Below are 24,295 nucleotides of genomic sequence, written 5' to 3' on the forward strand. Positions count from 1 at the left end.
TTAGCTGGGGTCGTCCAGTTGCGCGGGCGGTGGGGCGGTGCCGTTGTCTGCCGGCCCCAGGGTGTCGGGGCGCACGCCCTCGCTCTCCAGGCTCTGGCGCATGGCATCGTCGGCCTGCTGGGACATGACGATGATGGAGATGCGGCGATTGATGGCCGCTTCCGGATTTTCGCGGTTGAAGGGCACGCTGGCCGCCAGACCCACCACCTGGGCAATCTGGTCGGATTGGGTGCCGCCGGCGATCAGCGCGCGGCGGGCCGCGTTGGCACGGTCGGCCGAGAGTTCCCAGTTGGTGTAGTCCGGGCGCAGCAGCGGGCGCGCGTCGGTGTGTCCGGTGATCGAGACGCGGTTGGGGACCTTGTTGATCAGGCTGGCCAGTTCACGCAGGATCGCGTCGGCGTGCTCGAGGGGCCGCGCGCTGGCGCTGTCGAACATCGGGCGGTTCTCGCGATCGATGATCTGGATGCGCAGGCCCTCGGGCGTGATGTCCAGGAGCAACTGGTCCTTGAAGGGCTCCAGCGCCTGGCTTTGTTCGACCGCTTCCTCCAGGGCCCTTTGCAGTGTCTCGAGGGCCTCACGGTCGCGCGCCTCGGCCAGGTCGTCGAAGGTCTGCTCGTCGATGCCCACGGGGGCGTCCATGCGCTCGGGGTCATCGAGGATCTCGGGCAGGCCCTCGAAGTCGATGATCGACGGGTCCACGCCGGTGCCGTCGCCCGGGGCCTGCCCGGGCAGGGCCGCCTCGCCGTCGAAGGCCGACGGATTCTTGAAGTATTCCGACAGCCCGGCGCGTTCTTCTACCTCCATCGCCGCGAGCAGCCACAGGAGCAGGAAGAAGGCCATCATCGCGGTGGCGAAGTCGGCGAAGGCGACCTTCCACGAGCCCCCGTGGTGGGCCGCCTTGACCACCTTCTTCTTGACGATGATCGGCTGGGTCTTGTCTTCGACGCCCATGGATTCGGTCCGGACGGCCTCAGGCCGCCTTCACGTGCTCCTCGAGTTCGGCGAAGCCGGGACGCATCTCGCTTTCCATGGTCTTGCGCCCGAATTCCACTGCCACCTGCGGGCTGTACCCCTGAACGTTGGCGAGGATGCAGGCCTTGATGCACTGGAGGAACTTGGCTTCTTCCTGGGATCGCGACTCCAGGGCGGCCGCGGTTGGACCGACAAAGCCATAGGCCAGGAGGATGCCGAGGAAGGAGCCGACCAGGGCCGCTGCCACGCTCATCCCGATTTCCTCGATCGAACCGCCGATTGCGCCCATGGTGTTCACGATCCCCAGAACAGCGGCCACGATACCGAAGCCGGGCAGGGCATCCGCCACGCGGTTGACCGCATGGCTGGGGCGCTCGGATTCCTCGTGGTGGGTCTCCAGGTCCACGTCCATCAGGGCGTCCAGCTCGTGCGGGTTCATCGAGCCGGAGATGATCAGGCGCATGTAGTCGGTGATGAACTCGACCGCGTGATGGTCCTTGAGTACCCGGGGATGCGCCTGGAACAGGGCACTCTCCTCGGGCTCCTCGACGTCGCCTTCGATGCCCATCAGGCCTTCCTTGCGGGCCTTGGTGAACAGCTTGTACATCAGCGCGAGCAGGTCGAGATAGTCGTCGCGCGAGTACTTGGCACCCCCCTTCAGGAGTTGGGGGAGGGACTTCATGACGGTGATCACAACCCGCAACGGGTTGGCGATCAGGAAGGCGCCCAGGGCCGCGCCGCCGATGATCATGTATTCGTACGGCTGCCAGATGACCATGATATTGCCACCGTGCAGCATGAAGCCGCCGAACACGCCGCCGAGCACGATGATAAAGCCGAGAATGTACTTCACTGATGGGGTTCCGGGATGTGGGCTCGAGTAGGGGTTCTGCGGGCCAGTTCACAGTGCCGCAGTTGCTATAGTGACGGGCATAACCATAACGACTCCCCTGCGCGAGGTACAGCATGTCCCTGGACAAGGACGCGCCCTACATGGACGAAGCCGCCCGCCTGACGGCCGTGGAATGGCCGATCCTCGAGGCGAGCGATGCGGTGTTTGCCGACCCCGACGCCCTGGTTGAGCGCTCGCTGCGCGAACTGGCGCGTTACGCCGAACGCGACCCCGGTCTGAGCCTGCGTCTGATCCTGCGTGCAAACCGTTCGCGCCGCGGCCTGCGCCAGGAAGTGCACGCGGTGGGGGACGCCATCGCCATGCTGGGGTTGCAGAACGTCCATCAGGAGGCGACTGCGGCGCCGCGCGTCGAGGATGTCGTTACCCAGCCGCAGGCTTATCGCGAGATGGCGGCGCAATCGCGGCTGGCGGCAATGATTGCGACCGAAATCGCAGGCGAGCGCCACGATACCGAGCCGGGCGAGCTGGCCCTGGCCGCCCTGCTGAATCAGCTCGGCCTGCTCGCCCTGCTGGTGGAGGGCGAGCCGCGCCTGGCCCGGCTGATGGAGATCCTCGAGCTGAATGCGCTTCCGGACGAGGCCAGTTACACCGCGCTGGGGTACGCAACGGACGATCTCTCGCGTGCGATGGCGGAACAAATGGAGCTGCCGGAACTGGTGCAGGGGACACTGCGGGCGGTCAATGCGGCGCATCACCGGGCCTTTGAGGTGATGGTCGCGAGTGCCGTGGCCTGGCAGGTCTTTCGCGGCATGGATACCGCGCGCGGTGACCGCGACCTCGCGCTGCTAGCCGGGTTGATGGGTTTGACGGACAAGGAGGCCGCGGACCGGATCAGTGCGGTGATCGAGCGTTTCAACGCGGATGTCGCGGTCTATCATCGTGAACCGCTGGATCCGCAGATACCCGGGCGGGTCTGGCTGCGCGAGCCACATCGGCCGCGCCTGGCCCTGATGCCGCGGGTCGACCTGCTGGAAGAGGGGATTGGCGCGCTCGAGAAAGAGCAGAACCGCGAGCTGCGCGTACGGCGGATGCTGCGGGTGATGCAGTTCGGTGTAGGCCTGAACCGGGTGGTTTTTGCCCGTCTGTCCCGGGATGGCGAGACGCTGCGTGCCGAGCACCTGGTCGGCACGCTGCACGAGCCGGAGTTCAGCCACTTTGTGATCAACCGTGCGGCGCTCGGACCGTTGGCGCAGGTCCTGGATAAGGACACGCCGCAGTGGTGGGACCGCAAGCGCATCCATGAGCAGATGCCTCCGGCGGTGCGCAAGCTGACCGGCGGGGTCGACTGTCTCGTCGCGCGCCTGTGCGATGGCGAGCGCGTGCTGGGCCTGGTCTACGCCGACCGGCGTTCGCGTGACCTGGAGCTGACCCCGTTCGCCTTCGAGGGCTTTCGGCGTGTGCTGGCGGCGGCATCGCGGCCCGTTGAACCCCGGTAGGCCGCCGCCGGGTGCGATTCAAGTTTGGGGCATCCGGGTCGATACATTCGTAAGAGCGAATATATTCGCCGGGGATCATCCTCGAGGGCGCGGGTCGCAGCGAACGGCCCGCGCGAATTTGGGTTGCCGGACACGTCCTGTTCGGCATACAAGAATAAGGAAGTACGGCATGCGCAAGAATCTTCCCGTCACCCAGGCGGCCTATTCGCTCGATCGGCATGGGGATCTGATCTCGGCCACGGACGAAAAAGGCCGCATTCGCTATGCGAACGACGACTTCGTCGCGGTCAGCGGCTTCGACTGCGCGGAGTTGGAGGGGGCTGCACACAATATTGTGCGCCACCCGGACATGCCGGAGGCCGCCTACGCGAACATGTGGGCGACCCTGAAGGACGATGGGGCCTGGATGGGCATCGTCAAGAATCGGCGCAAGAACGGCGATCATTACTGGGTGGACGCCTTTGTCACCCCCGCCTACGAGAACGGGCGCAAGACCGGCTACGAGTCGGTGCGGGCGATCCCGGAGCGCGAACATGTGGCACGCGCCGAGAAGGTGTATGCCGCGATCAACCGGGGTCGGAGCTTCGCACGGCGCTGGTATCACGGCCTGACCTGTCGCCTGGCGGGCACCTGGATCGTGGGCGTCCTGCTGGCGCTCGCCGTCGTGTTCTCGGCGTCTTCGCCTGTGGTGCAGGCGGCCCTGCTGGTGCTGATCTTCGCTGTCGGCGGCGTGGCGTCGCTGGTGTTTACCTCCGGGGTGCGCCAGGCGGTCAAGCGCGCCCAGGCCCAGTTCGACAACCCGGTCATGGAGGCCATCTACACGGGGCGCCGCGATGACAGCGCCTCGCTGGAGCTGGTGCAGCGCTTCGGCGAGGCCAAGCTGCGCACCGTGCTGGGACGCATCGAGGACAAGGCCGAGGCGGTGAGTGACGGTGCCCACTCGATGGCCAGCAGCGTGGACCAGACCGCCGCCGGCGTGGAGCGCCAGCAAAACGAGATCGACCAGGTTGCCACGGCGATGAACGAGATGACCTCGACCATCCAGGAGATGGCGAGCAACTCCGCGCGCGCCGCCGAGGCCGCCAACAACGCCGAGAAGGAAACCGGGGCCGGTCAGGATGTCGTGAACGACACGGTTTCCGTGATCAACCGCATGGCAGCGGAGGTCGAGTCCACGGCCGAGAAGCTCGGCAAGCTGGAAGCGAGCACCGTGGAGATCGACAAGATTCTGAGTGTCATTCGCGAGATCGCCGAGCAGACCAACCTGCTGGCGCTGAATGCCGCGATCGAGGCCGCCCGCGCCGGGGAACACGGCCGCGGGTTCGCCGTGGTGGCCGACGAGGTGCGCAGCCTGTCGCAGCGCACCGACGAATCCACGGTGACCATTCGCAATATGATCGAGAGCCTGCAGTCCGGGGCGCGCGAGGCCATGTCCGCGATGCGTGCCAGTCAGGAGCGGGCTGCCGACGGGGTGGAGAAGGCCCAGGCGGCGGGCGATTCACTGACCAGCATCCGCGAGGCCGTTGGTCAGATCACCGAGATGAACACCCAGATCGCCACCGCGGTCGAGGAACAAAGCGCGGTCTCCGAGGAGATCAACCGCAACGTGACGTCCATTCGCGATGTGGCCACCGAGACCGGTTCCGTCTCCGCCCATGCCCGCGACGCCAGCGCGCGGATGCAGGCCGAGGCCGCCGAACTGAAGGCGCTGATCCACCGCTTCGAACAGAAATAAGCCGAGCCTCGATCGGGCCGTTATCGACTCGGTAGGGGTTGGAACGGTGGCGTCGAGCCTGCGTGGCGATGGCGGGCGGAACCGCGTTGGCACGCAGTGGGCAGGATGCGTTGAGCGCAGCGAACCGCATCCTGCAAGTTCATGTGTCGGCAGAGGCCCTGATGTTCTCTGCGCCTCGTGGTGAACGGGAACGTCAGGCGGTCTGGCGGTAGCGGCGTTCGATGTAGGCCTCGACGCGGGCCTGGAATTCCTCGGCGATGCGGTCGCCCTTGAGGGTAACGGTCTTCTCGCCGTCCTCGTAGACCGGGGCGACCGGTTGTTCGCCGGTGCCGGGCAAGGAGATGCCGATGTTGGCGTGCTTGCTCTCGCCGGGGCCGTTGACCACGCAGCCCATCACCGCGACGGTCATCTCCTCCACGCCCGGATAGCGTTCCTTCCAGGTGGGCATCTGGTGGCGGATGTAGGTCTGGATGTCCTGCGCCAGATGCTGGAAGTACTCGCTGGAGGTGCGTCCGCAGCCGGGGCAGGCGACTACTGACGGCAGGAAACTGCGCAGCCCCATGCTCTGCAGGATCTCCTGCGCGACCAGGACTTCCTTAGTACGGTCGCCGCCGGGCTCCGGCGTCAGCGAGATACGGATGGTGTCGCCGATACCCTGTTGCAGGAGCACCGATAGCGCGGCCGTGGAGGCGACGATGCCCTTGGCCCCCATGCCGGCCTCGGTCAGACCCAGGTGTAGCGGATAGTCGCAGCGTGCGGCCAGGTCCTGATAGACCGAGATCAGCGGCTGCACGCCGCTGACCTTGGCCGACAGGATGATGCGGTCATGCGGCAGGCCGATACGTTCGGCCTCGGCCGCGCTCTCCAGCGCCGAGGTGATCAGGGCCTCCTGCATCACCGCTTCCGGTGACAGGGGTTCGGCGCGCTCGTTGTTCGCGTCCATCATCCGCGCGAGCAGGGCCTGGTCGAGGCTGCCCCAGTTCACGCCGATGCGCACCGGCTTGTCGTGCTCGCAGGCGGTCTCGATCATGGCCGCGTACTGGCTGTCGCGCTTCGAGCCGCGCCCGACGTTGCCCGGGTTGATGCGCAGCTTGGCCAGCGCCTGCGCGCACTCTGGGTATTGCGTCAGCAGCTTGTGGCCGTTGAAGTGGAAGTCCCCGACCAGCGGCACGTCCAGTCCCATCGCATCCAGGCGTTCGCGGATCTCCGGTACGGCCTTCGCCGCGGCCTCGGAGTTCACCGTGATGCGCACGACCTCGGAGCCGGCGCGCGCGAGTTCCGCCACCTGCACGGCGGTGCGCAGGGCGTCCGCGGTGTCGGTATTGGTCATCGATTGCACCATCACTGGGTGGTCGCCGCCGACGGTGACGTTGCCGACGCGGACGGGGACGGTCTTGTGGCGCTTGGGAGTCGTATTCATCAGTAGGCGCGGGCGCGAGGTAACGGTGTGCGGAGTGTAACGCAGCGCCGCGTTGCTGCCGAGACGCCGCGGCCCTGCCGGGGTTGGACGGCATCGGGCAGCCCGCGTCATCCGCGTGTGGGTCATCTCGGACGCCGCGAGCGGCGATCCGGGATCTCCACGGTCAGGCGGTTGGCCCGGCGCTGGAGATCCCGGCTCTGCGCTTGGCTCCGGTCGGGATGACGGGGCGGTCTGGCCACCCGCAGGGGGTGGTCAGCGTTCCAGGCCGGCCCTCCAGGGCTGGAAGGTGTTCTCGACCGCGGCGCGACTGGCCGCGTGCCGGGCCTCGACGCGCTCGGCGATGGCCTGCTGCCAGGCCAGGCGGGTCTCGGCGTGCAGGGCGTCCAGGGCCTCGTGCAGGGCCTGCTCCAGGTCTTCGCGGTGGCGGGTCTCGTCGAGCCGCAGAAGCAGCCAGTCCACGCCGACGATCGTGGCCCCGGCGGCCGTGATGCCACAGCCCAGCGAGAACGGACCGCTCCAGGCGCAGACCCCGGCACCAAGGGCGCCCACGCGCCCGGCGCGACCGAGGCTGCGCGCCAGCCCCGCCTGCGTGGCGCGGGTGGCTAGCCGGGCCTGCACGGCACGCGCGATCAACGGGGTCGCGAGCCCGGTGCCGGCGGCGGCCGTGGCCGCCAGGCCGGTACGCTGATCGAAGCGCTCCAGGTCGATATCCAGCGCCGCGTGCAGGGCGTGGCCGCGTTCGATCTCGGCCGCTGAGGCCCCTCCGGCGCGCGGCGGTGGGTCCGGGATGCGCGCGTCCGCGAGGCGCTCGGCCAGCTCCAGACGCCAGGCGTCGCGAACCTGGCGTTGTTGCTCGTCCACGCCCCATTCGACGCGGGTCGCCAGGTCCCGCAGGGCGTGATCCCACAGCGCCTCGGGCAGCAGGCGCTCGCGCAGCATCCGCGCGGGGGCATCCGGTTCGGTGTCGCCCAGCCACTGGGTCCCGCGCAGCCACAGGCGCATGTATTCGGCGCCCAGCGAGTAGTACCAGTCCGCGACCTCGGGGACGCGGTCGTGCAGTTCCGCGAAGCGGGCATCGAGTTCGGCATCCACGCGGCCTTGCCAGTGGTCCCGGGCCTCGGCGTCCCCCGCCTCCAGCCATTCGAGCGTGAAGCGTTCGAGGCGGGTGAGGCGTTCTTGCTCGACCTGGTAGCGCTGCTCGCCGAGTTGCAGGGTCAGCGGAGCGGCCTCTTCCCAGCTACGGGGTTCGTGCTGGCTGGCCAGCCATAAAAGGCTGGTGCTGGCCAGCAGGGTCAGGACCAGCCAGGTCCAGGCCGTATGCCACCCCGCCGTCATCGCCATGGCCGGGTGCCGGTTGGGGCTTGCGGTATGCACGACGGCATGGCGGGGTCCGGGCTACTCGATGACGGGGGCGTTGCGCGGGTCGCCCAGGGTGTCGTTCGTCGGGCGCAGCGGCAGCAGGCCGTTGGCCAGCAGCAGGAAGCCGAGGGCCAGGAAGGCCTGTTCCGCGAGTACCAGCAGCCAGCCGAGCAGGGCCGGCAGGGATTCCACACCCTGCGGGAACCACTGCTGGCCCAGCCACAGGCGCAGGGCGTCCTGGGCGGCGGCGAGTTGCAATCCGGCCTCCAGCAGATGGCTGCGTGCGGCCTCCTGGTGGACCAGGAACCAGACCGCCTGTTCCAGCGAGGCGCCGGTCAGGTCGGGGTACCGGGCCAGCAGGGCCAGCGCCAGCAGGGCGACGATCAGCAGCATGCCCGTGAGCCGCAGGGCCCCGCGGCGGACCAGTTCCGGTGCGAACTGCGGATGGGCATGGCCGCGCAGCAGGCGGGCGAACAGGGCCTCGCTGATCACCAGCACGAAGCCGGCGACCAGCAGGGCGGCCCAGACCTCCTGGGTCGGGATGCGCGCGAGGGTGATCAGCAGCAGTCCGCCCAGCAGCGCGCCGATGATCAGGTGACGCAGGGCCATCAGCGGCCCGCCCCGCAGGCGGCGAGGCCATTGGCTGGTCGGCTCCAGGTAGCCGCGCAGGAAGGCCGCGCGCCGTACCCGGTGGCGCCGGAAGCCGCCATGGGCGATCAGCAGGGTGACACCGATCCACAGCGCCATCACCCCGGCCTCGGGCAGGACCCGCAGGTTCATGTGCATCAGCCACAGCCCGATTACCAGCAATGTCACGGTAAAGGCATGGCGCAGGGCGATATGCCGGGTCGGGAGTGGGCTGGACGCGGTGGACGAGGATGAACGGGACACGGGGGCTCCAGGAGGATATGCACGCCCTGATGGTAGCAGGCGCCGGGGTTGTCGCCTGGTGTTCCGGTTTCGTTCAGCCGGAGGCGCTATAACTGCGGCATGACTTGGACTCGTCTCGCTCGATACTGTTCGCCGGCCGTGTTCGGTCTGGCGGTGTGGCTAATGCTGTGGTGGCCGGCCTCTGTGGCCGCGGAGGAACTGCGTCTGCATGCGGTGTTCGGGGATCGCGCGGTGCTGTCCGTGGGGGACGAGCGCGCCGTGGTCTCCACCGGCGAGTCCGGCCCGGGCGGGGTGCGGGTCCTGCGCACGCGCCCGGGCGCGGCCCTGGTGGAGTACGGCGGCCGACAACATGAGCTGCGGGTGCAGCAACGGGCGGCCCCGGCGCGGCCGATTGGGCCGGCGGAGGGAGGTGGCGAGGTGCGGGTGCATCGGGATTCGCGCGGCGAGCATGCGCTGACCGCCGGGGTGAACGGCACGGCCGTTACCGTCGTCGTCGATGCGCAGGCTGACTCGGTGTTGCTGCGTGAGACCGATGCCGAGCAGGCCGGGGTTGACGCCGATCAGGGGCGCTCGGTGCGCATCCGCGACGTCCGGGGCACGCAGCATGGGCAGCGCGTCCGGATCGAGCAGTTGCAGGTGGGCGCGCTACGCCGTTCGGGGGTCAGTGCGATCGTGTTGCCCGACGATGCACTGCCGCGCTCGCGTCTGGGCCGCAGTTTCCTCGAGCACTTCGCGGTCGAAACGGACGGCGATGCCGTCGTGATCCGCGAGCGCTGAGGAGGTGGGTTAGCATGTGGCCCGTCATGACCCCCGAGATTCCTGCATGCCGCTGATTCGGCGCCATCCCGAGAACGCGCCCGCCCCCCGGCGCGAGATTTTCGGCTGGGCGATGTTCGACTTCGCCAATCAGGCCTACACCTTGTTGATCATCACGGTGATCTTCGGCGACCTGTTTACGCGCGTGATCGTCGGCGACGCCCCGGACTATCGCCTCGGTAACCTGTTGTGGAGCGTGGCCCTGGCGGTTAGCTACGCGATGGTGATCGTGGCCGCCCCGTTTGCCGGGGCGATCATGGATGCCACCGCCTCGCGCAAGCGTTTCCTCGCCGCCTCGTGGGTGCTGACGATCATCACCACCGCGTTGTTGTACTTCGTCGAACCGGGGCTGGTGTTCTTCGGCATGGCGCTGATCATTGCCTCGAATTTCGGCTATGCCATCGGCGAGTCCTTCATCGCCAGCTTCCTGCCCGACCTGGGGCCACCGGAGAGGCTCGGCTGGATCTCGGGGCTGGGCTGGGGTCTCGGGTATATCGGCGGGCTGGTGGCGACCGCTTTTGCCCTGGGGCTTCTGGGCGAGGTGAGCGCGGAGAACTTCGAGCGCATTCGCTGGGTCGGGCCGTTCGCGGCCGCGTTCTTCCTGGTCTCGGCGCTGCCGACCTTCCTGTTCCTGAAGGAGCGCGGTACCCGTCGGCGCATGGCCCGCAACGTCCAGCTGGGGCTCGGCTGGAAGCGGGTGAAGGCCTCGCTGGTCACGCTGGGCGAGCGCCGCGACCTGCGCGCGCTGTTCGTGTCCATCTTTTTCGTGATGGCCGGGATCTACATCATCATCGCCTTCACCTTCATCTACGGCGCGCAGGTGATCCAGTGGGACGAGCCGACGCGCGTGATGATGTTCGTGGTGACCCAGATCACCGCGGTGATCGGTGCCGTGGGCTTCGGGTTCCTGCAGGACCGCGCGGGGCCGGTGCGCATCTATCGCATCACGCTGGTGCTTTGGGCATTGGCGGTGCTGGCGATCTTCGCCACGCCGACCATCGCCCAGTGGCTGAGCGTGCTGCTGGGACGACCGGTGGAGGCGCAGATGGTGTTCCTCGGCGTCGGCATCCTGGCCGGGCTTTGCCTCGGCTCGGCGCAGTCCGCCGGGCGTGCCCTGGTGGCGCTGATGGTCCCGGCGCGCGAGGCCGGGCGCTGGTTCGGGTTCTGGGGGCTGGCGTCCAAGGCCGCGGCGATCTTCGGCCTGCTCGGCATCGGGCTGCTCCAGGTCTGGCTGGGCCTCGAGAACGCCATCCTGTTCTGCCTGTTCCTGTTCCTCGCCGGGCTGCTGGCATCCATTCCCATCCGCCTCGCCGACCGCCGCCAGGCCGCGGCGGTTTGATTCACCACGAAGCACACGAAGGCCCTTCTTCGTATCTTCGTGCGCTTCGTGGTGGAAATTCGAGCTACTCGTCTGGATCGCTCAGGCGTGTGGCGAGATGACCCGGGGCCTGGCGGCAATCGAGGATGGCGTAGACGCGGATGATTTCGTCATCGACCCGATAGTAGATCGCGAAGGGGAAGCGGCGGGAAAGCAGACGATGGAAACCATGATGCTGCTCGTGCACGCCGGCGTGCAGGAGCAGGGAGTCGATGTCGGAAAAGAGGGCATCGAGGAAATACTCGCCCAGCCCCGGTGACCGGGAGGTGTAGAACGCAGCACCTCGGGCCAGGTCCTCTTCCGCCGCGTCGAGGAGTTCGATCAAGCGCAAGGCAGGCCGTTACCCGTTGCGCAGGCGTCGCTTGGCGTCGTCCCAGGGGCGAAATCGGGCCTCACTGCTGGCAGCGGTCGCCTGGCGCTGTTCCAGCACGTCGCGATGCCAATTGGGGACCGGGACATCCGCCGGATTACGCGCCAAGTCTTCCCACAGCTCCTCCATGGCGCGGAGCTTTTCGGTCGTGGTCATTTGGTCGAGAGCGAGGGATGCAGTCACGTGTAACTCCCTTCAAACATACGAATCCAGTATAGCCCGTCGGCTGAGTACACGCCGTCGGGCCGGTCTCGTTTGATCAACCACGAAGCGCACGAAGGCACGACGAAGGGCGATTGCACCACAGAGGACACGGCGTACACAGAGAAAATCGAAGACAGTTTCGAACCGGGCAGGATGCCGTGGAGCGCAAAGGAAGCGCATCAATGCCCGCCACTGGTCTGACTGGACCACTCACCGTTCTTCTCGCCCCAGCTTTTCGGCCCCCTGGCCCGCCATCGCATTTCTCCGTGCCTTCCGTGCCCTCTGTGGTGCAACCCGCCCTTGACCTTGACCTGGCCCTTCTTAGTGCGCTTCGTGGTGGTATTACAAAGCCACGGGTGGCCCCGGAGGACTATTCGGTGGCGTGGTGGGTGGTGGTGGCGCCGCGGTCGAAGCGGCCTTCGTAGAGGCGCAGCAGGGCGGGGATCACGAACAGCACCAGCACGGTGGCGATGGCCAGGCCGAAGACGATGGAGATCGCCATCGGGATCAGGAACTGGGCCTGGACCGAGCGTTCGAACAGCAGCGGGGTGAGGCCGGCGATGGTGGTGACCGAGGTCAGGATCACCGCGCGCAGGCGCTGGCAGGCGGCCTCGACGATCGCCTCCTGCAGGGCCAGCCCGGCCTCGCGCAGGCCCTGGTAGAAGCTCACCAGGATGATCGAGTTGTTGACCACGATCCCGGTCAGGCCGAACAGGCCGAACAGCGACAGGATGGTCAGCTCCACATTCAGGATCCAGTGTCCGAGCAGGGCGCCGAGGATCCCGAATGGGATGATCGCCATCACGATCAGTGGCCAGCCCCAAGAGGCGAAGACCCAGGCCAGGGTGATGTACATCAGCCCCAGCGCCAAGATCAGGCCCGTGCGCATGTCGGCGAAGGTCTCGGCCTGGTCGGCTGCACGCCCCTCGAAGGAATACTCGATGCCGTAGCGTGCCGCGAGGTCGTCCAGCGGGCCGTCCTCCAGCGCGGCGCGGATGCGCGCGGCGTTGTTCACGCTGCGGTCGACCTCGGTGGAGACCTGGATGGCCAGGCGGGTGTCGGCATGGCGCAGGGTCTCGAAGCCCTGGCGCGAGCGCAGATCGACCACGCTGCCCAGCGGGGCGAATTCGCCGCTCGGCAGGCGCAGGTTCAGCCGCTCCAGGCTCTCGCTGGAATGGCGCTCGTGATCCGGCAGGCGCACGCGCACCTCGACCTCCTCCAGTCCGTCCTGGTAGAGCTGGGCGAGGTGGCCGTCGAAGGCGTCGCGCAGCTGGGCACCGACCGATTCGGTGGTCAGGCCCAGGGCGCGGCCCTCCGGCTTGACCTGGAACACCAGCTGTTCGCGGCCGAACGGGGTGTCGTCGTTGGTCGCGAAGGTGCCGGCGAAGTCGTTGAAGATGTCCGCCAGCTCCAGGGCCGCGTTCTTCAGCACATGCGGATCATCGCCGGTCAGGCGCACTTCCAGATCGCGTCCGGGCGGGCCGGTCTGGCGCTCATCGATGCTGAAATTCTCGATGCCCGGGGCCTGGCGCACGCGCTCCTCCCAGGCCTGGATGAATTGGCGGTTGCGCACCTCGCGCTGCTCCGGCGATGCCAGTTCGACCTGGATGTTGCCGAACTGGTCGCCGCGCGGGGCGTTGCCGTCGCCGGGGTCGATGCCGCTTCCAAGACGGGTGACCGACGCGCGCACCAAGTCGCCGCCGAGCTCCTGTTCGGTTTCCGCCAGGGCCTGCTCGACGTGGATCAGGAAGGCCTCCACCCGCTCCGGCGGGGTGCCGGCGACGAAGTTGACGCCGGCATTGACGATGGTGCCCTCGGGTGACGGGAAGAAGGTGAAGCCGATGCGCCCGCTGGCGGCCAGGCCGATGGCCAGGATCAGCGCGCCGACGGCTAGGGCCAGGGTGGTGCCGGAGTGGTTGACCGAGACCGTGACCGCGCGGCGGAATGCGCCGTTGCGGAAGCCCTCGAAGCCGTTGTCGAAGCGCTCGCGCAGGCTGCCCGGCCGCGGCGGCTTGAGCCGGTGCATCACACCCTTGAGGTGGGCGGGCAGGATCAGGAAGGCGATCAGCAAGGTGGCGATGATCACGCAGATCACTACCAGCGGGATGTCGAACAGGATGTTGCCGATGATCCCCCCGATCAGCATCAGCGGCAGGAAGGCGGCTACCGTGGTCAGCGAGGCGGCGATCACCGGGCCGACCATGCGCCGGGCGCCGTCGCGCGCGGCGCGGCTGGCCGAGAGCCCGCGCTGGTGCAGGCTGTAGGCGTGCTCCGAGACCACGATGGCGTTGTCGACGATGATCCCCAGCGACATGATGAAGCCGAACAGCGAGATCATGTTGATCGAGCCGCCAACCACCCACAGCACCACGAAGGCGGCGGTGAACGCGATCGGGATGCCCAGTGCCACGCGCAGGGCGATGTGGCGGTTGAGGAACAGGAACAGGATCGCCAGCACCAGCAACAGGCCGCCCAGACCGTTTTTCAGCAGCAGCGTGATGCGCTCGGACAGGAGCTCCCAGAAGGCGTCGGTGACCTGTAGATCAACCCCTGGCGGCAGGGCGGGGCGGGTCTCGGCCAGCCAGTCTTCCAGCACCTGCGCGGCGGCGAGGGAGTCACCGGTCTCCGAGCGCAGCAGCTGCATCTCGATCGCCCGCTGGCCGTTGGCGCGGACGCGCACCTGACCATCGCGATGGCGCAGGTCCAGGGTCGCGATATCGCCCAGGGTCAGGCGCCCCAGCTCGCCGTCGCCGCGCAGTACCAGGCGCTCGAAGCTGACGATGTCGCGCGCCTGCTCCAGGCTGCGGATCTGGCGCGCGGTGTCGTCGCGCCCCACCGAGCCGGCCGGCAGGTCCTGCGCCATGGCGCGGATCTGCTCGCCGATGTCCGCGAGCGTCATGTCCAGGCGGTAGAGGGTCGCGGACGGGACCTGGATGGCCATCTCGTCCGAGGTCAGGCCGGTGAACTCGATGCGCGCGATGCCCGCATCCAGCAGCTCGCGCTCGAACTGGCGCGCGAGGATGCGCAGTTGCTGCGGGTCCTCGGGGCCGGTCAGCAGCAACCGCGCCACCGGCTCGTAGCGGATGATGCGGGTGACCACCGGGGTCTCGGCGGCCTCTGGCAGGTTGCGCTGCTGGTTCACACGGTCGTTGACCTGCTCCAGCGCCAGGGTCATGTCGGTCCCGGCCTCGAACTCCATGGTGACCACGCCGATGCCCAGTGCCGAGGTGGAGGTCATGTTGCGCAGGCCGTCGACGGTGCGCAGGTCCTGCTCCAGCGGGTCGACGATGGCGCGCTCGACATCCTCTGCGCTGGCCCCGGTCCAGGGCACCTCGACGGTGACGAAGTCGAGCTCGAAGTTGGGGAAGAACTGGGTATTCAGTTTGGTCAGGGCAAAGGCCCCGGCCAGCAGCATCAGTGCAATCAGCAGATTGGCGGCGAGGCGATGCTCCAGAAACAGCTGGATCGGGCCGCGCGGGGACGCGTCGTTGTCCCGTGCGCCGCCGCCGGGCATCGGCGGCCCGGATGCCGGTTCGGGGCCGGGTTCGGACTCGCTCATTGCGCGGAATCCTGGGCTTCGACCTCGACCCGCAGGCCGTCCACGGCATTCGGCAGGCGGGTGGCGATCAGGGTGTCGCCAGCGGTGATCGCGTCGCTGCGGATCAGGGCGAGGGTGTTGCCGTCCGCGTCGATAAAGTCGCCCAGGCGCTCTACTTGCAAGGACTCCAGGCGCCCTTCAACCACGCGGAACACGCGATCGCGTCCGAACAGCGACTCGAACGGGACCGCGAGGCTGTCGGGCTCTTCGGGTAGCTGCAGGCGCAACTCGACGAAGCGGTTCAGCGGCATCCGCTGGCCCCCTGCGCGGACTTCGAAGACCCCGCGCATCCCGGATTCGCCGGTGCGGGTCTCGCCCTCCAGGCGCGCCAGCTCCGTTTCGATTTCGTGGCCGCCGACCATGGCATGTGCGGGGAGGCTCGTGCCCGCCTGCAGCAGGGCCTCGACCCGGGCGACCAGGTGTTCCGGAAGGCTGGCGCGAATCTCCAGGTCATCCACGGCGTACAGCCGCAACAGCGGGTCCCCCGGCCGGGCGCGTTCGCCAGTGGCGACCTCGACCTCGACGACGCGGGCGTCGAAGGGGGCGCGGATGGTGGTGCGTTCCAGGTCGATCGCGGCCTGCGCCTCGGCGGCGCGGGCGCGCGCCAGGCGGGCCTCGGCCTGGGCCCGGCGCATCGGGGCATCGGCCACGGCCTGCTCGCGGCTGTCCACGGTGATGCTGGCCTGTTGCAGGCGTTCGCGCGCGGCATCGACGTCGGATTCGGAACCGAGATTGCGTCCGCGCAGGTCGCGGGCCCGTTCCAGGCCGCGCTCGGCGATTGCCAGCAGCTCGCGTTCGCGGCGCAGGGCCTCGCGGTCGAAGCGGGCGCGCAGTTCCTCGCTCTCGACCGCGCCTTCCAGTTCCTGGCGTTCGGCCTCGCGCTGGTCCAGCAGGAGCTGGGCCTCGCGCGGGTCGATGCGGACGAGGGCATCGCCCGACGCCACCCGCTGCCCTGCGCGCGCCGGTACGTCTTCGATCTCGCCCTCGACCGCGGCACGCAGCAGCGCATCGCGGGCGGACTGGCTGCGTCCGTTCAGCATGATGCCCGGGCGGTGGGTGCCGGGCTCGGCGGTCAGACCCTGCACCGGCCAGGTGCGTTCGCTGGCCTCCGGCGGCGGGGCCGAGGGCCCGGTCGCGCGCAGAATCATGAATCCCACCACCGCGACGGCGAGGATCAGGACAGGGAGGATGGCTCGGCGGAGGGCGCGCGGCATGGGTATCTCGATTTGTTCGCGGTACTGGCAAGCCGGGTATGGCTCGTCGCTTGGAGACGCGCGCGGGCCGGAGGTTCCCGCAGCGGGCCACATCATACCATCGCGGTTTGTGGGGGAACCCCCGCGGTTGCGGTCAGTCCCTGTTGTGCCAATATTACGTTTTGCTTAAATGAGGATAAAGGCGATGAAGGGATCCAAGCGGTTTCTTGGCGGGCTTTTGGCGGCGGGTTTGCTGGCGGGCGGCGTTGCGGCTCCGGTCCTGGCCGAGGCGCCGCAGATCTGCGAGTGCCGCGATGGCCTGGAGATGGAGGGGACGCCGTGGATTCGTCTGATGCCGGGCGACATGACAGGGGGGTACTTCGTGCTCCGCAATAGCGGCGATCAGGATTATCGGATCGTTGCGGCGGAGGCGCCCATCGCGAAGGTGGTGGAGCTACACGAGCATGCCCATGTGGATGGCGTGATGCGCATGCGCCAGGTCGACGGCCTGGAACTCCCGGCTGGCGAGACCCTGGTGCTGGAGCCGGGCGGACTGCATCTGATGTTCATCGGCCTGCACGAGCCGCTGACGGCGGGGGACTGGATCCCGGTTCTCCTGGAGTTTGCCGACGGAGAAACCATGGCGATTCATGCCCGGGTGCAGCGGGGCGAGGGGGGTGCCGGTGAGGATCACCCCCGCGGGCACAATATGGACGGAGACGCTCGCGCCATGGACCACGGGGCCGGGCACGACGGGCACTGAAATGGACGCTGCGTACCCGTTGGGTGCACAGCGTTCCGGCCTTACTGGTTGGCGGGCCGGGTCGGGATCTCGACGTCGGCATCCTCGCGCAGCGCCTCCAGATACTCCTGGATGGCACGGCTTTCGAGGATCTCGATCAGCTCCGCGCGCACGTCTTCCAGTTCCGGGACCGGGGTATCGCGGGTTTCCTCCAGGCGGATGATGTGCCAGCCGAAGCGGCTCTCGACCGGTTCCGCGGTGGTCTCGCCCGGTTCCAGCGCCATGGCCGCCGCGCTGAATGCAGGGACCATTTGTTCCGGGGCGAACCAGCCAAGTTCGCCACCACGGGCCGCCGAGCCCGGATCGGTGGAATGGGCCTCGGCCAGTTCGGCAAAGTCCGCGTCGGCCTCCAGCTCTTCGAGCAGTTCGCGGGCGCGTTCCTCCTCTTCCACCAGGATGTGCCGCGCGCGATATTCGGTACCGCGGATTTGCTCGATCTGGCGGTTGTACTCCGCCTCGAGGTCCGCCTGGGTGATGTCGAGCTCTGCGGTGATGTGCTCCATCAGCAGCGAAGCCAGCAGGTTGGTCTCGACCATGCGCAGGATGCGCCGGGTCTCGGCATCGGTATCCAGCCCGCGGGCGACCGCCTCCTGACGCAGTAGCTCAAGGCTGATGACTTCCTCCAGCGTGCCGTCGCTCGCGGCCGGGCCGGGATCCTCGTCCATGCCGGCGTAGGCCAACAGGTCGGCGCGGGTGATCGCTTCACCGTTGACGATGGCGACGGTATCGGCGTCCCCGGTATCCGTGGTGACGTCGTCACCGGTGAACTCCGGCGTGGCTTGGTCCTGCGTGTCGCAGGCGGCGAGCAGCCCGGCGAGCGCCAGGGCGCTCAGGGCTGTGGTCAGGATGCGCCGCTTCATCAAAACACCTGCTTGAACGGGCGTACGTCGACCGTGGTGTACACGCCGGCCGCCACGTAGGGGTCGGCGTCGGCCCACTCGCGTGCGGCCTCCAGCGAGGGGAACTCCGCGACGATCAGGCTGCCGGTGAAGCCGGCCGGGCCCGGGTCGTTGCTGTCGATGGCGGGGCAGGGGCCGGCCAGGATCAGCCGGCCGTCGTCGCGCAGGGCCTGCAGCCGGGCGACGTGTTCCGGGCGCGCGGCCAGGCGCGCATCCAGCGAATCGGGGGCATCCTCGCCCTGGATCATGTACAGCATCGGCATTCTCCTCGGTAAGGGCACCAGTCTAACGATGTCGGCGGCCGGATGCCGTGAAGGGCTCGTTCTTATGGGCGCGCCGATGGATGCGCTACACTGCGCGGCCGATCACCGCACCGACTTGTCCCATGATCTCGATCCACCCCGATAATCCCCAGCCCCGGCTGATACGGCAGGTCCTGGACCAGCTGCAGGAGGGGGCCGTCATCGCCCTGCCGACGGATGCCTGCTATGCGCTGGCCTGCCTGCCGGGCGACAAGACCGGGGCGGATCGCATTCGCCGCATCCGTCAGGTGGACGAGACCCATCACCTGACGCTGTTGTGCCGCGATCTCTCGGAACTGGGCGTGTACGCGAAGGTGGACAACACCGCCTTTCGCCTGATGAAGGCCCTGACCCCGGGGGCCTACACGTTCATTCTGCCCGCCACCCGCGAGGTCCCGCGGCGGCTGCAGCACCCGAAGCGCCGTACGATCGGCATGCGCGTGCCGGCGAGCCCGATTGTCTCGGCGCTGCTGGAAGAGCTGGGGTCGCCGCTGATGTCCGCGACCCTGCAACTCCCCGGGGATGAACACCCGTTGAGCGAGCCCTGGGAGATCGAGGAGCGCCTGGGCAAGGTGGTGGATCTGGTGATTGACGGCGGCGCCGGGACCCTGGAGGCCACCAGCGTGGTGGATCTGACCGGCGACGCGCCCGAGGTGATGCGGCATGGCCTGGGCGACGTGGGATTTCTGGATGAATAGCCCCGGCCGACGGCGGGGATCACGGCGCGGCACGGCCGCAGGGAGGCGCAATGCGTAAGTGGGTGGTTCTTGCGGTGGTGGTGCTGGCAGTGGCGGCCATCTGGCCGGTGGTGGTCGGCACACAGGTCGAGGGTACCGTCGCCGAGACACACGAGGCTCAGCTTGGCGAGGTGTATCTGCGTCACGAGATGCTCGAATACGAGCGCGGCTACCTGGCCGCCAGCGGTCGCAGTCGGCTGATCCTGGAGGATGCCGACGGGCGCTTCGAGATCCCCCTGGTACACGCTGTGCGCCATGGCCTGCTGGGGGCGCGCGGTGATTCCTTCGTGGATCTGGATACCCTGGCCGCCCCGGAAGACTCGCTGCTCGCCCACCTGTTGCGCTCGCTGGATCTGCAGGTGCATTCGCGCTCGGGGATCGGCGGTGGCGTGACCACCCGCATTGCGTTCGATGATCTGCGCATGGACCTGATGAGCGTGCCCGAGGTGGCCGAACACGCCGCTACGGTGGGCGGTCCGCTGTGGCTGGATCTTGCGGCGGGCCAGGGGCGCTTCGCCTGGTCGTCCGAGCAGATCCTGGTGAGCCTGGACCTGCCGGAAACGAGATTGTCCGATGACAGCTTCTCGTGGGAGGCGCGCGAGGCACGTTATGCCACGGTTTTCGAGGCCGATGCCGACGGGGTCTTCGGGCGGCTGCCGGACTACGAAGGCGGCCTGGCGGCGGCCGTGATCGAACTGCGTGAGGGCGAGGCGACCCGCCTTCACCTGGAGCGCCCCCGCCTCGACGCCTTCCAGCATACGAACAACGACCACATGGACTCGCGCCTGCGGCTGCAGGTCGATCACGCCCGGGTGGATGATGGCGCGGGGGATGCCCTGACGCTCACGGCCCTGGACCTGCAGGCGGCGATCCTGCGCTGGGACCGTCCCAGCATGCTGCAGTTTCTGGCCGAGCTGGAAGCGGTCGACGCGCGCGGCATCGAGGGCGAGCAGCGCAATGCCCTGATCGGTTCGGCGATGATCGATGCCCTGGGCGGCATGATTGAACACCAGCCGGCGATCCAGTTGCGGGCGTCGCTGAACGACGAGCCGCCCCGGCAGGTCGCGCTGGACGCCGAGCTCGGCCTGCATGGCACGCAGCAAAGTCTGACGACCCGCCCGCTGGAGACCCTGCGGCTGGACAGCGATCTGCGACTCGGGCTGGAATGGGTGGCCGAATTCGACGCCGCGTATCCCGATATCGACCTGGACGCGCAGTTGCATGCCCTGGCTGCGGATGGCTGGGTCCGTCGCGATGCCGAGGCCGGCTACTGGCACGGCACGCTGGCGATGGCGGACGGCCGCGTGCGCATCAACGACGTAGATCGCACGGCAATGCTTCTGGCCTTGCTGTTCGCCTTCTCCGGCGGCATGTTCTGAGACGACTGACCGGGTGTGGACGCGCCCGTTTTATTCTGAGAGGAAGGGATAGATTCCGTGAGCAGTAACCAGGGTACCAACCAGCGCGTGATCTCCGGCATGCGCCCCACCGGGCGCCTGCATCTGGGCCACTACCACGGTGTGCTGAAGAACTGGATCGAGTTGCAGCACAACTACGAGTGCTTCTTCTTCGTCGCCGACTGGCATGCGCTGACCACCCATTACGAGGATCCGGGTGACCTGCAGCAGCACGTGACCGAGATGGTCATCGACTGGCTGGCGGCCGGAGTGAGCCCGGGTTCCGCTACGCTGTTCGTGCAGTCGCGCGTGCCGGAGCACGCCGAGCTGCATCTGCTGTTGTCGATGATTACCCCGCTCGGCTGGCTGGAGCGGGTACCGACCTACAAGGATCAGCAGGAGCAGCTGCGCGAGAAGGACCTGGCGACCTACGGATTCCTCGGCTATCCGGTGCTGCAGAGCGCCGACGTGCTGGCCTACCGCGCCGGCATGGTCCCGGTGGGTGAGGACCAGGTATCGCACCTGGAGGTCACGCGCGAGATCGCGCGGCGCTTCAATCACCTCTACGGCCGCGAGCCCGGCTTTGCCGAGAAGGCCGAGGCGGCCGCCGACAAGATGGGCAAGAAGGCCGCCAAGCGCTACCGCGACCTGCGCAAGCGGTTTCAGGAGCAGGGCGAGGAAGAGTCGCTGGAGGTTGCCCGGGCCATGCTCGATTCGCAGCAGAACATCTCGCTGGGGGATCGCGAGCGCCTGTTCGGCTACCTCGAGGGTGGCGGCAAGATCATCCTGCCGGAGCCGCAGCCGCGCCTGACCCCGGCCTCGAAGATGCCGGGCCTGGACGGGCGCAAGATGTCCAAGAGCTACGGCAACACCATCAGCCTGCGCACCGAGCCGGCCGAGGTGGAGAGCCTGATCCGTACCATGCCGACGGACCCCGCGCGGGTGCGGCGCACCGATCCGGGGGATCCGGAAAAGTGTCCGGTATGGGATCTGCACAAGGTCTACACCGACGCGAGCCAGCGCGAGGAGCTGCACGCCGGCTGCACCACGGCGGGCATCGGCTGCCTCGACTGCAAGCGCCCGCTGATCGAGGCGGTGCAGGCCGAGCTGGAACCCATCCAGCAACGCGCGAAGGAATACGCCGAGGATCCGGCGCTGGTGCGCTCCATCATCGTCGAGGGCTCCGAGGCCGCCCGCGAAGAGGCCCGCGAGACCCTGGAAGAGGTGCGCCGGGCCATGGGCCTGGACTACCTGCGATGAGCCAGAGTCTGAGGCATGGACCCGTACGCTGACTCGAGCGACGACCTCGAGCGCCCCGCGACCGTCGAGACCGGCGCGCACGGGGAGGTGCTTTATCGTGTGCATGGCGAGCCGGTGGCGGAGCTGCCGGCCGATCTCTATATCCCGCCCGACGCCCTGGAGGTCTTTCTCGACTCCTTCGAGGGGCCGCTGGATCTGTTGCTGTACCTGATCCGTCGCCAGAACCTCGACATCCTGTCGATCCCCATCGCCGAGATCACTCGGCAGTACATGGGCTATATCGAGGTAATGCAGGCCCTGCGCCTGGAGCTGGCGGGGGAGTATCTGGTGATGGCCGCCCTGCTGGCCGAGATCAAGTCGCGCATGCTCCTGCCGCGGCCGAAGGAGGCCGAGGCAGACGAGGATGCCGACCCGCGCATGGCGCTGATCCGGCAGCTGCAGGAATACGAACAGTTCAAGATCGCCGCCGAACGAGTGGATGCCCTCCCGCGCATGGATCGCGATGTGTTCGCCGCCGGCGCCAGCGTCGAGGCGCTCGAGGGCCCACCGCCGCCCGGGCCGACGCTGGACGAGCTCATGGAGGCACTGGCGGCGGTGATGCACCGTGCGAGTCTGATGGCGCACCATCATGTCTCCACCGAGCAGCTGTCGGTGCGCGAACGCATGTCGAACATCCTCGACAGCCTGCATCCCGAACGCTTCACCGATTTCGTGACCCTGCTTCTGGCTACCGAGGGGCGCCAGGGAGTCGTGGTGTCGTTCCTGGCGGTGCTGGAGCTGACCAAGGCCGGCCTGATCGAGTGGGGCCAGAGCGAACCCTACAGCCCTATCCGGTTGCGCCGGCGTGGGGCGCCCGTGGGAGACGAAGGGGGAGAATCGGCGTGAGCGTAACCACTGTATCGGATGTGCAGGTGTCTGCCGCGGCCGTTGATGACGCGCAGTTGCGGGCCGTCGAGCTTGCGGTGGAGGCCGTGCTGTTTGCGGCCGCGGAACCGGTGGGGCCGCGCGACCTGAAGGCTGCCTGCGAGGACCTTGGCGAGATCGATCAGGCCTTGCTGGAACGGGCGCTTGGTCGTCTGCAGGAACGCTATAACGATCGTGCGATCGAGCTGGTGCGCTCCGCTGGCGGGTATCGCTTCCGCGTGCGTTCGCGCTTCTCCGCGGCCGTTCGGGCGGCTCAGCCCGAGCGCCCGGCGCGGCTGTCACGGGCCCTGCTGGAGACGCTGGCGATCATCGCCTATCGCCAGCCGGTCACCCGCGCCGAGATCGAGGCCGTGCGCGGGGTGGCAGTCAGTACCGGGATCATGCGCACGCTGCAGGAACGCGAGTGGGTACGGGTGGTGGGGCACAAGGAGGTGCCGGGCCGCCCCGCGCTGTACGCGACCACCCGCAGCTTCCTCGACGACCTGGGCCTGCAGCGCCTGGAGGAACTGCCGCCGCTGGATCAGATCCGCGACCTCGCGGATGTGGCCTCCGACGCGGGCCTTAGCCTGTCGCCACCGGACGCGAAAGAAGACGCCGGTCCGGGCACGAGCCCGCATCTCGATTTCGATGACGGGGATGCCGATCCGGATCCGGAGCCGGCACCCCCGACGCACTCACTCTGAGATCAGCACTGGGCCGTTTCGGTGGTTTCCGGGCAGTCCTGCTGCACCAGGCGGTCGTCGTCCAGCCATTCCATGATGCCGTCGGTCACGTTGTAGACGTTCTCGTAGCCAAGGCCGTCGGCCAAAGCGCGGGCGAGGGCGCCGGTGCGGTTGCCTACGCGGCAGATCAGCACGACTTCCTCGTCCGGCTTGACCAGGTTGGTGAACTGCTCGCCAAAGGTCGGGTTGAGCTCGCCATTCTCGTCGAAGGCGGTAATGCGGTAGCTGCCCTCGATCACGCCGGTCTCCGCCCATTCGTCCGGACGGCGGATGTCGACGATGGTTGCGCCCTCGCGGATCTTCTCGGCCAGGCCTTCGTTGTCCAGGCCGCTAAAGGGCGCGCGTTCGACGTCGAGGATCTCGACCTCGAAGCGCAGGGTCGCGTTGGACGGGATGATGTTGCCGGCCCCGCGTTCGCCATAGCCGAGTTCCGGCGGGATGACGATCTCGCGCTTGCCGCCTTCGCGCATGCCCATCACGCCCTGTTCGAAGCCCGGGATCACCTGGCCCGCGCCCAGCGTGAGCGCAAATGGCGCGCCGGACTCGCGGCTGGAATCGAACACGCTCCCGTCCTCTTCCAGCGACCCGGTGTAATGCAGGATGGCCGTGTCATGCCGCACGATCCCGGGCCCTTCGCCGGCTTCGATTTCGTGGATCTCGATGGATGCTGCGGGCTCCGCGCTGGCAATGCCGCCTGCGAGCAACGAGCCGATCAGCGCCACTGTAAATATAATAAAACCGGAATATGCGGAATGACAAAAAGTGATCTTCATTGTGTAGCTTCCGTTTATATTAAAAAGGGTTAATAAAAGCCTGTGATCAGCAAGTTGCGAGATCCAATGGGGCACTATTCTACACCGCATATCGATGATCGAATACAGGCGTTATGTAGAAGTTTCTGGATCTTGTAAAAAATCCCCATTTTTTATTGCAGGCTTTGAAGGCGTTTGCTACAACTCCAAGTGGC

At 67.7% G+C, this 24,295-nt stretch carries 22 protein-coding genes; 10 read left to right on the top strand and 12 right to left on the bottom strand.

All coding sequences use genetic code 11. The features are described from left to right. Together motB and motA are read right to left on the bottom strand one after the other, a co-directional pair. Positions 1-951 (bottom strand): flagellar motor protein MotB, encoded by a 951-nt coding sequence (gene motB / locus F792_RS0104525; protein WP_018168546.1) that lies wholly within the window; start codon positions 949-951, stop codon positions 1-3. A 19-nt stretch (positions 952-970) separates the two neighbouring features. Continuing rightward, on the bottom strand, positions 971-1,825 hold the full coding sequence (gene motA / locus F792_RS0104530; protein ID WP_018144402.1) for a flagellar motor stator protein MotA: 855 nt from the start codon (positions 1,823-1,825) through the stop codon (positions 971-973). A gap of 113 nt (positions 1,826-1,938) precedes the next feature. Here motA and F792_RS0104535 point away from each other — a divergent pair, with 113 nt between their 5' ends. Both F792_RS0104535 and F792_RS0104540 read left to right on the top strand, forming a co-directional pair. Next, positions 1,939-3,321, top strand: a complete 1,383-nt coding sequence (locus F792_RS0104535; RefSeq protein WP_018168547.1) for an HDOD domain-containing protein — start codon at positions 1,939-1,941, stop codon at positions 3,319-3,321. A 169-nt stretch (positions 3,322-3,490) separates the two neighbouring features. Then, the gene (locus tag F792_RS0104540) at positions 3,491-5,056 is read left to right on the top strand and encodes a PAS domain-containing methyl-accepting chemotaxis protein (protein WP_018168548.1); all 1,566 of its coding nucleotides are present in this window, start codon (positions 3,491-3,493) and stop codon (positions 5,054-5,056) included. Between the two features lie 193 nt (positions 5,057-5,249). Here F792_RS0104540 and ispG read toward each other — a convergent pair whose 3' ends face one another. The 3 genes from ispG to F792_RS0104555 all read right to left on the bottom strand — a co-directional run bounded on the left by ispG (position 5,250) and on the right by F792_RS0104555 (position 8,726). Continuing rightward, entirely contained in the window at positions 5,250-6,476 is a 1,227-nt protein-coding gene (gene ispG, locus F792_RS0104545; RefSeq protein WP_018168549.1) for a flavodoxin-dependent (E)-4-hydroxy-3-methylbut-2-enyl-diphosphate synthase, read from the bottom strand. 252 nt (positions 6,477-6,728) lie between these two features. Next, on the bottom strand, positions 6,729-7,817 hold the full coding sequence (locus F792_RS0104550) for a hypothetical protein (RefSeq protein WP_018168550.1): 1,089 nt from the start codon (positions 7,815-7,817) through the stop codon (positions 6,729-6,731). A gap of 54 nt (positions 7,818-7,871) precedes the next feature. Beyond that, positions 7,872-8,726: a hypothetical protein gene (locus tag F792_RS0104555; protein WP_018168551.1), complete on the bottom strand. Its 855-nt coding sequence runs from the start codon at positions 8,724-8,726 to the stop codon at positions 7,872-7,874. Positions 8,727-8,888: 162 nt separating this feature from the next. On the opposite strand from F792_RS0104555, the gene F792_RS0104560 reads away from it, so the two are divergent. Both F792_RS0104560 and F792_RS0104565 read left to right on the top strand, forming a co-directional pair. Continuing rightward, the gene (locus F792_RS0104560; protein WP_018168552.1) at positions 8,889-9,503 is read left to right on the top strand and encodes a TIGR02281 family clan AA aspartic protease; all 615 of its coding nucleotides are present in this window, start codon (positions 8,889-8,891) and stop codon (positions 9,501-9,503) included. 46 nt (positions 9,504-9,549) lie between these two features. Further along, positions 9,550-10,881, top strand: coding sequence for an MFS transporter (locus F792_RS0104565; RefSeq protein ID WP_018168553.1), 1,332 nt, complete (start codon positions 9,550-9,552; stop codon positions 10,879-10,881). Between the two features lie 64 nt (positions 10,882-10,945). On the opposite strand, the gene F792_RS0104570 is transcribed toward F792_RS0104565, so the two are convergent. The 4 genes from F792_RS0104570 to F792_RS0104585 all read right to left on the bottom strand — a co-directional run bounded on the left by F792_RS0104570 (position 10,946) and on the right by F792_RS0104585 (position 16,306). Further along, positions 10,946-11,251, bottom strand: coding sequence for a type II toxin-antitoxin system RelE/ParE family toxin (locus F792_RS0104570; RefSeq protein ID WP_018168554.1), 306 nt, complete (start codon positions 11,249-11,251; stop codon positions 10,946-10,948). Positions 11,252-11,260: 9 nt separating this feature from the next. Then, the gene (locus F792_RS0104575) at positions 11,261-11,446 is read right to left on the bottom strand and encodes an addiction module protein (RefSeq protein ID WP_018168555.1); all 186 of its coding nucleotides are present in this window, start codon (positions 11,444-11,446) and stop codon (positions 11,261-11,263) included. Positions 11,447-11,864: 418 nt separating this feature from the next. Beyond that, positions 11,865-15,053, bottom strand: coding sequence for an efflux RND transporter permease subunit (locus F792_RS0104580; protein ID WP_018168556.1), 3,189 nt, complete (start codon positions 15,051-15,053; stop codon positions 11,865-11,867). Then, positions 15,050-16,306 (bottom strand): efflux RND transporter periplasmic adaptor subunit, encoded by a 1,257-nt coding sequence (locus F792_RS0104585; protein ID WP_018168557.1) that lies wholly within the window; start codon positions 16,304-16,306, stop codon positions 15,050-15,052. The genes F792_RS0104580 and F792_RS0104585 overlap by 4 nt, the downstream gene beginning before the upstream one ends. 184 nt (positions 16,307-16,490) lie before the next feature. On the opposite strand from F792_RS0104585, the gene F792_RS0104590 reads away from it, so the two are divergent. After that, positions 16,491-17,048 carry a copper chaperone PCu(A)C gene (locus F792_RS0104590; RefSeq protein ID WP_018168558.1) on the top strand — a complete coding sequence of 186 codons (558 nt, stop codon included), beginning with the start codon at positions 16,491-16,493 and terminating at the stop codon, positions 17,046-17,048. 41 nt (positions 17,049-17,089) lie between these two features. Here the strand turns inward: F792_RS0104590 and F792_RS0104595 are convergent, their stop codons facing one another. Further along, entirely contained in the window at positions 17,090-17,947 is an 858-nt protein-coding gene (locus F792_RS0104595) for a peptidylprolyl isomerase (protein ID WP_018168559.1), read from the bottom strand. Beyond that, positions 17,947-18,243 (bottom strand): YciI family protein, encoded by a 297-nt coding sequence (locus F792_RS0104600; protein ID WP_018144390.1) that lies wholly within the window; start codon positions 18,241-18,243, stop codon positions 17,947-17,949. Before F792_RS0104600 ends, F792_RS0104595 begins: the two co-directional genes overlap by 1 nt. A gap of 128 nt (positions 18,244-18,371) precedes the next feature. Here F792_RS0104600 and F792_RS0104605 point away from each other — a divergent pair, with 128 nt between their 5' ends. The 5 genes from F792_RS0104605 to scpB are packed head-to-tail and all read left to right on the top strand — an operon-like array spanning position 18,372 to position 23,289. Further along, positions 18,372-18,986, top strand: a complete 615-nt coding sequence (locus tag F792_RS0104605) for an L-threonylcarbamoyladenylate synthase (protein ID WP_018168560.1) — start codon at positions 18,372-18,374, stop codon at positions 18,984-18,986. 50 nt (positions 18,987-19,036) lie between these two features. Continuing rightward, positions 19,037-20,404, top strand: coding sequence for a DUF945 family protein (locus F792_RS0104610; protein WP_018168561.1), 1,368 nt, complete (start codon positions 19,037-19,039; stop codon positions 20,402-20,404). A 57-nt stretch (positions 20,405-20,461) separates the two neighbouring features. Beyond that, positions 20,462-21,682 carry a tryptophan--tRNA ligase gene (locus F792_RS0104615; protein WP_018144387.1) on the top strand — a complete coding sequence of 407 codons (1,221 nt, stop codon included), beginning with the start codon at positions 20,462-20,464 and terminating at the stop codon, positions 21,680-21,682. Positions 21,683-21,697: 15 nt separating this feature from the next. Further along, on the top strand, positions 21,698-22,567 hold the full coding sequence (locus F792_RS0104620) for a ScpA family protein (protein WP_018168562.1): 870 nt from the start codon (positions 21,698-21,700) through the stop codon (positions 22,565-22,567). Next, positions 22,564-23,289, top strand: a complete 726-nt coding sequence (scpB, locus tag F792_RS0104625) for an SMC-Scp complex subunit ScpB (protein WP_018168563.1) — start codon at positions 22,564-22,566, stop codon at positions 23,287-23,289. The genes F792_RS0104620 and scpB overlap by 4 nt, the downstream gene beginning before the upstream one ends. A 2-nt stretch (positions 23,290-23,291) precedes the next feature. Here scpB and F792_RS0104630 read toward each other — a convergent pair whose 3' ends face one another. After that, positions 23,292-24,101, bottom strand: coding sequence for an FKBP-type peptidyl-prolyl cis-trans isomerase (locus F792_RS0104630; RefSeq protein WP_018168564.1), 810 nt, complete (start codon positions 24,099-24,101; stop codon positions 23,292-23,294). Positions 24,102-24,295 lie beyond the last annotated feature (194 nt).

This window comes from Thioalkalivibrio sp. ALMg9, from assembly GCF_000380625.1.
Classification (GTDB): Bacteria; Pseudomonadota; Gammaproteobacteria; order Ectothiorhodospirales; family Ectothiorhodospiraceae; genus Thioalkalivibrio; species Thioalkalivibrio versutus.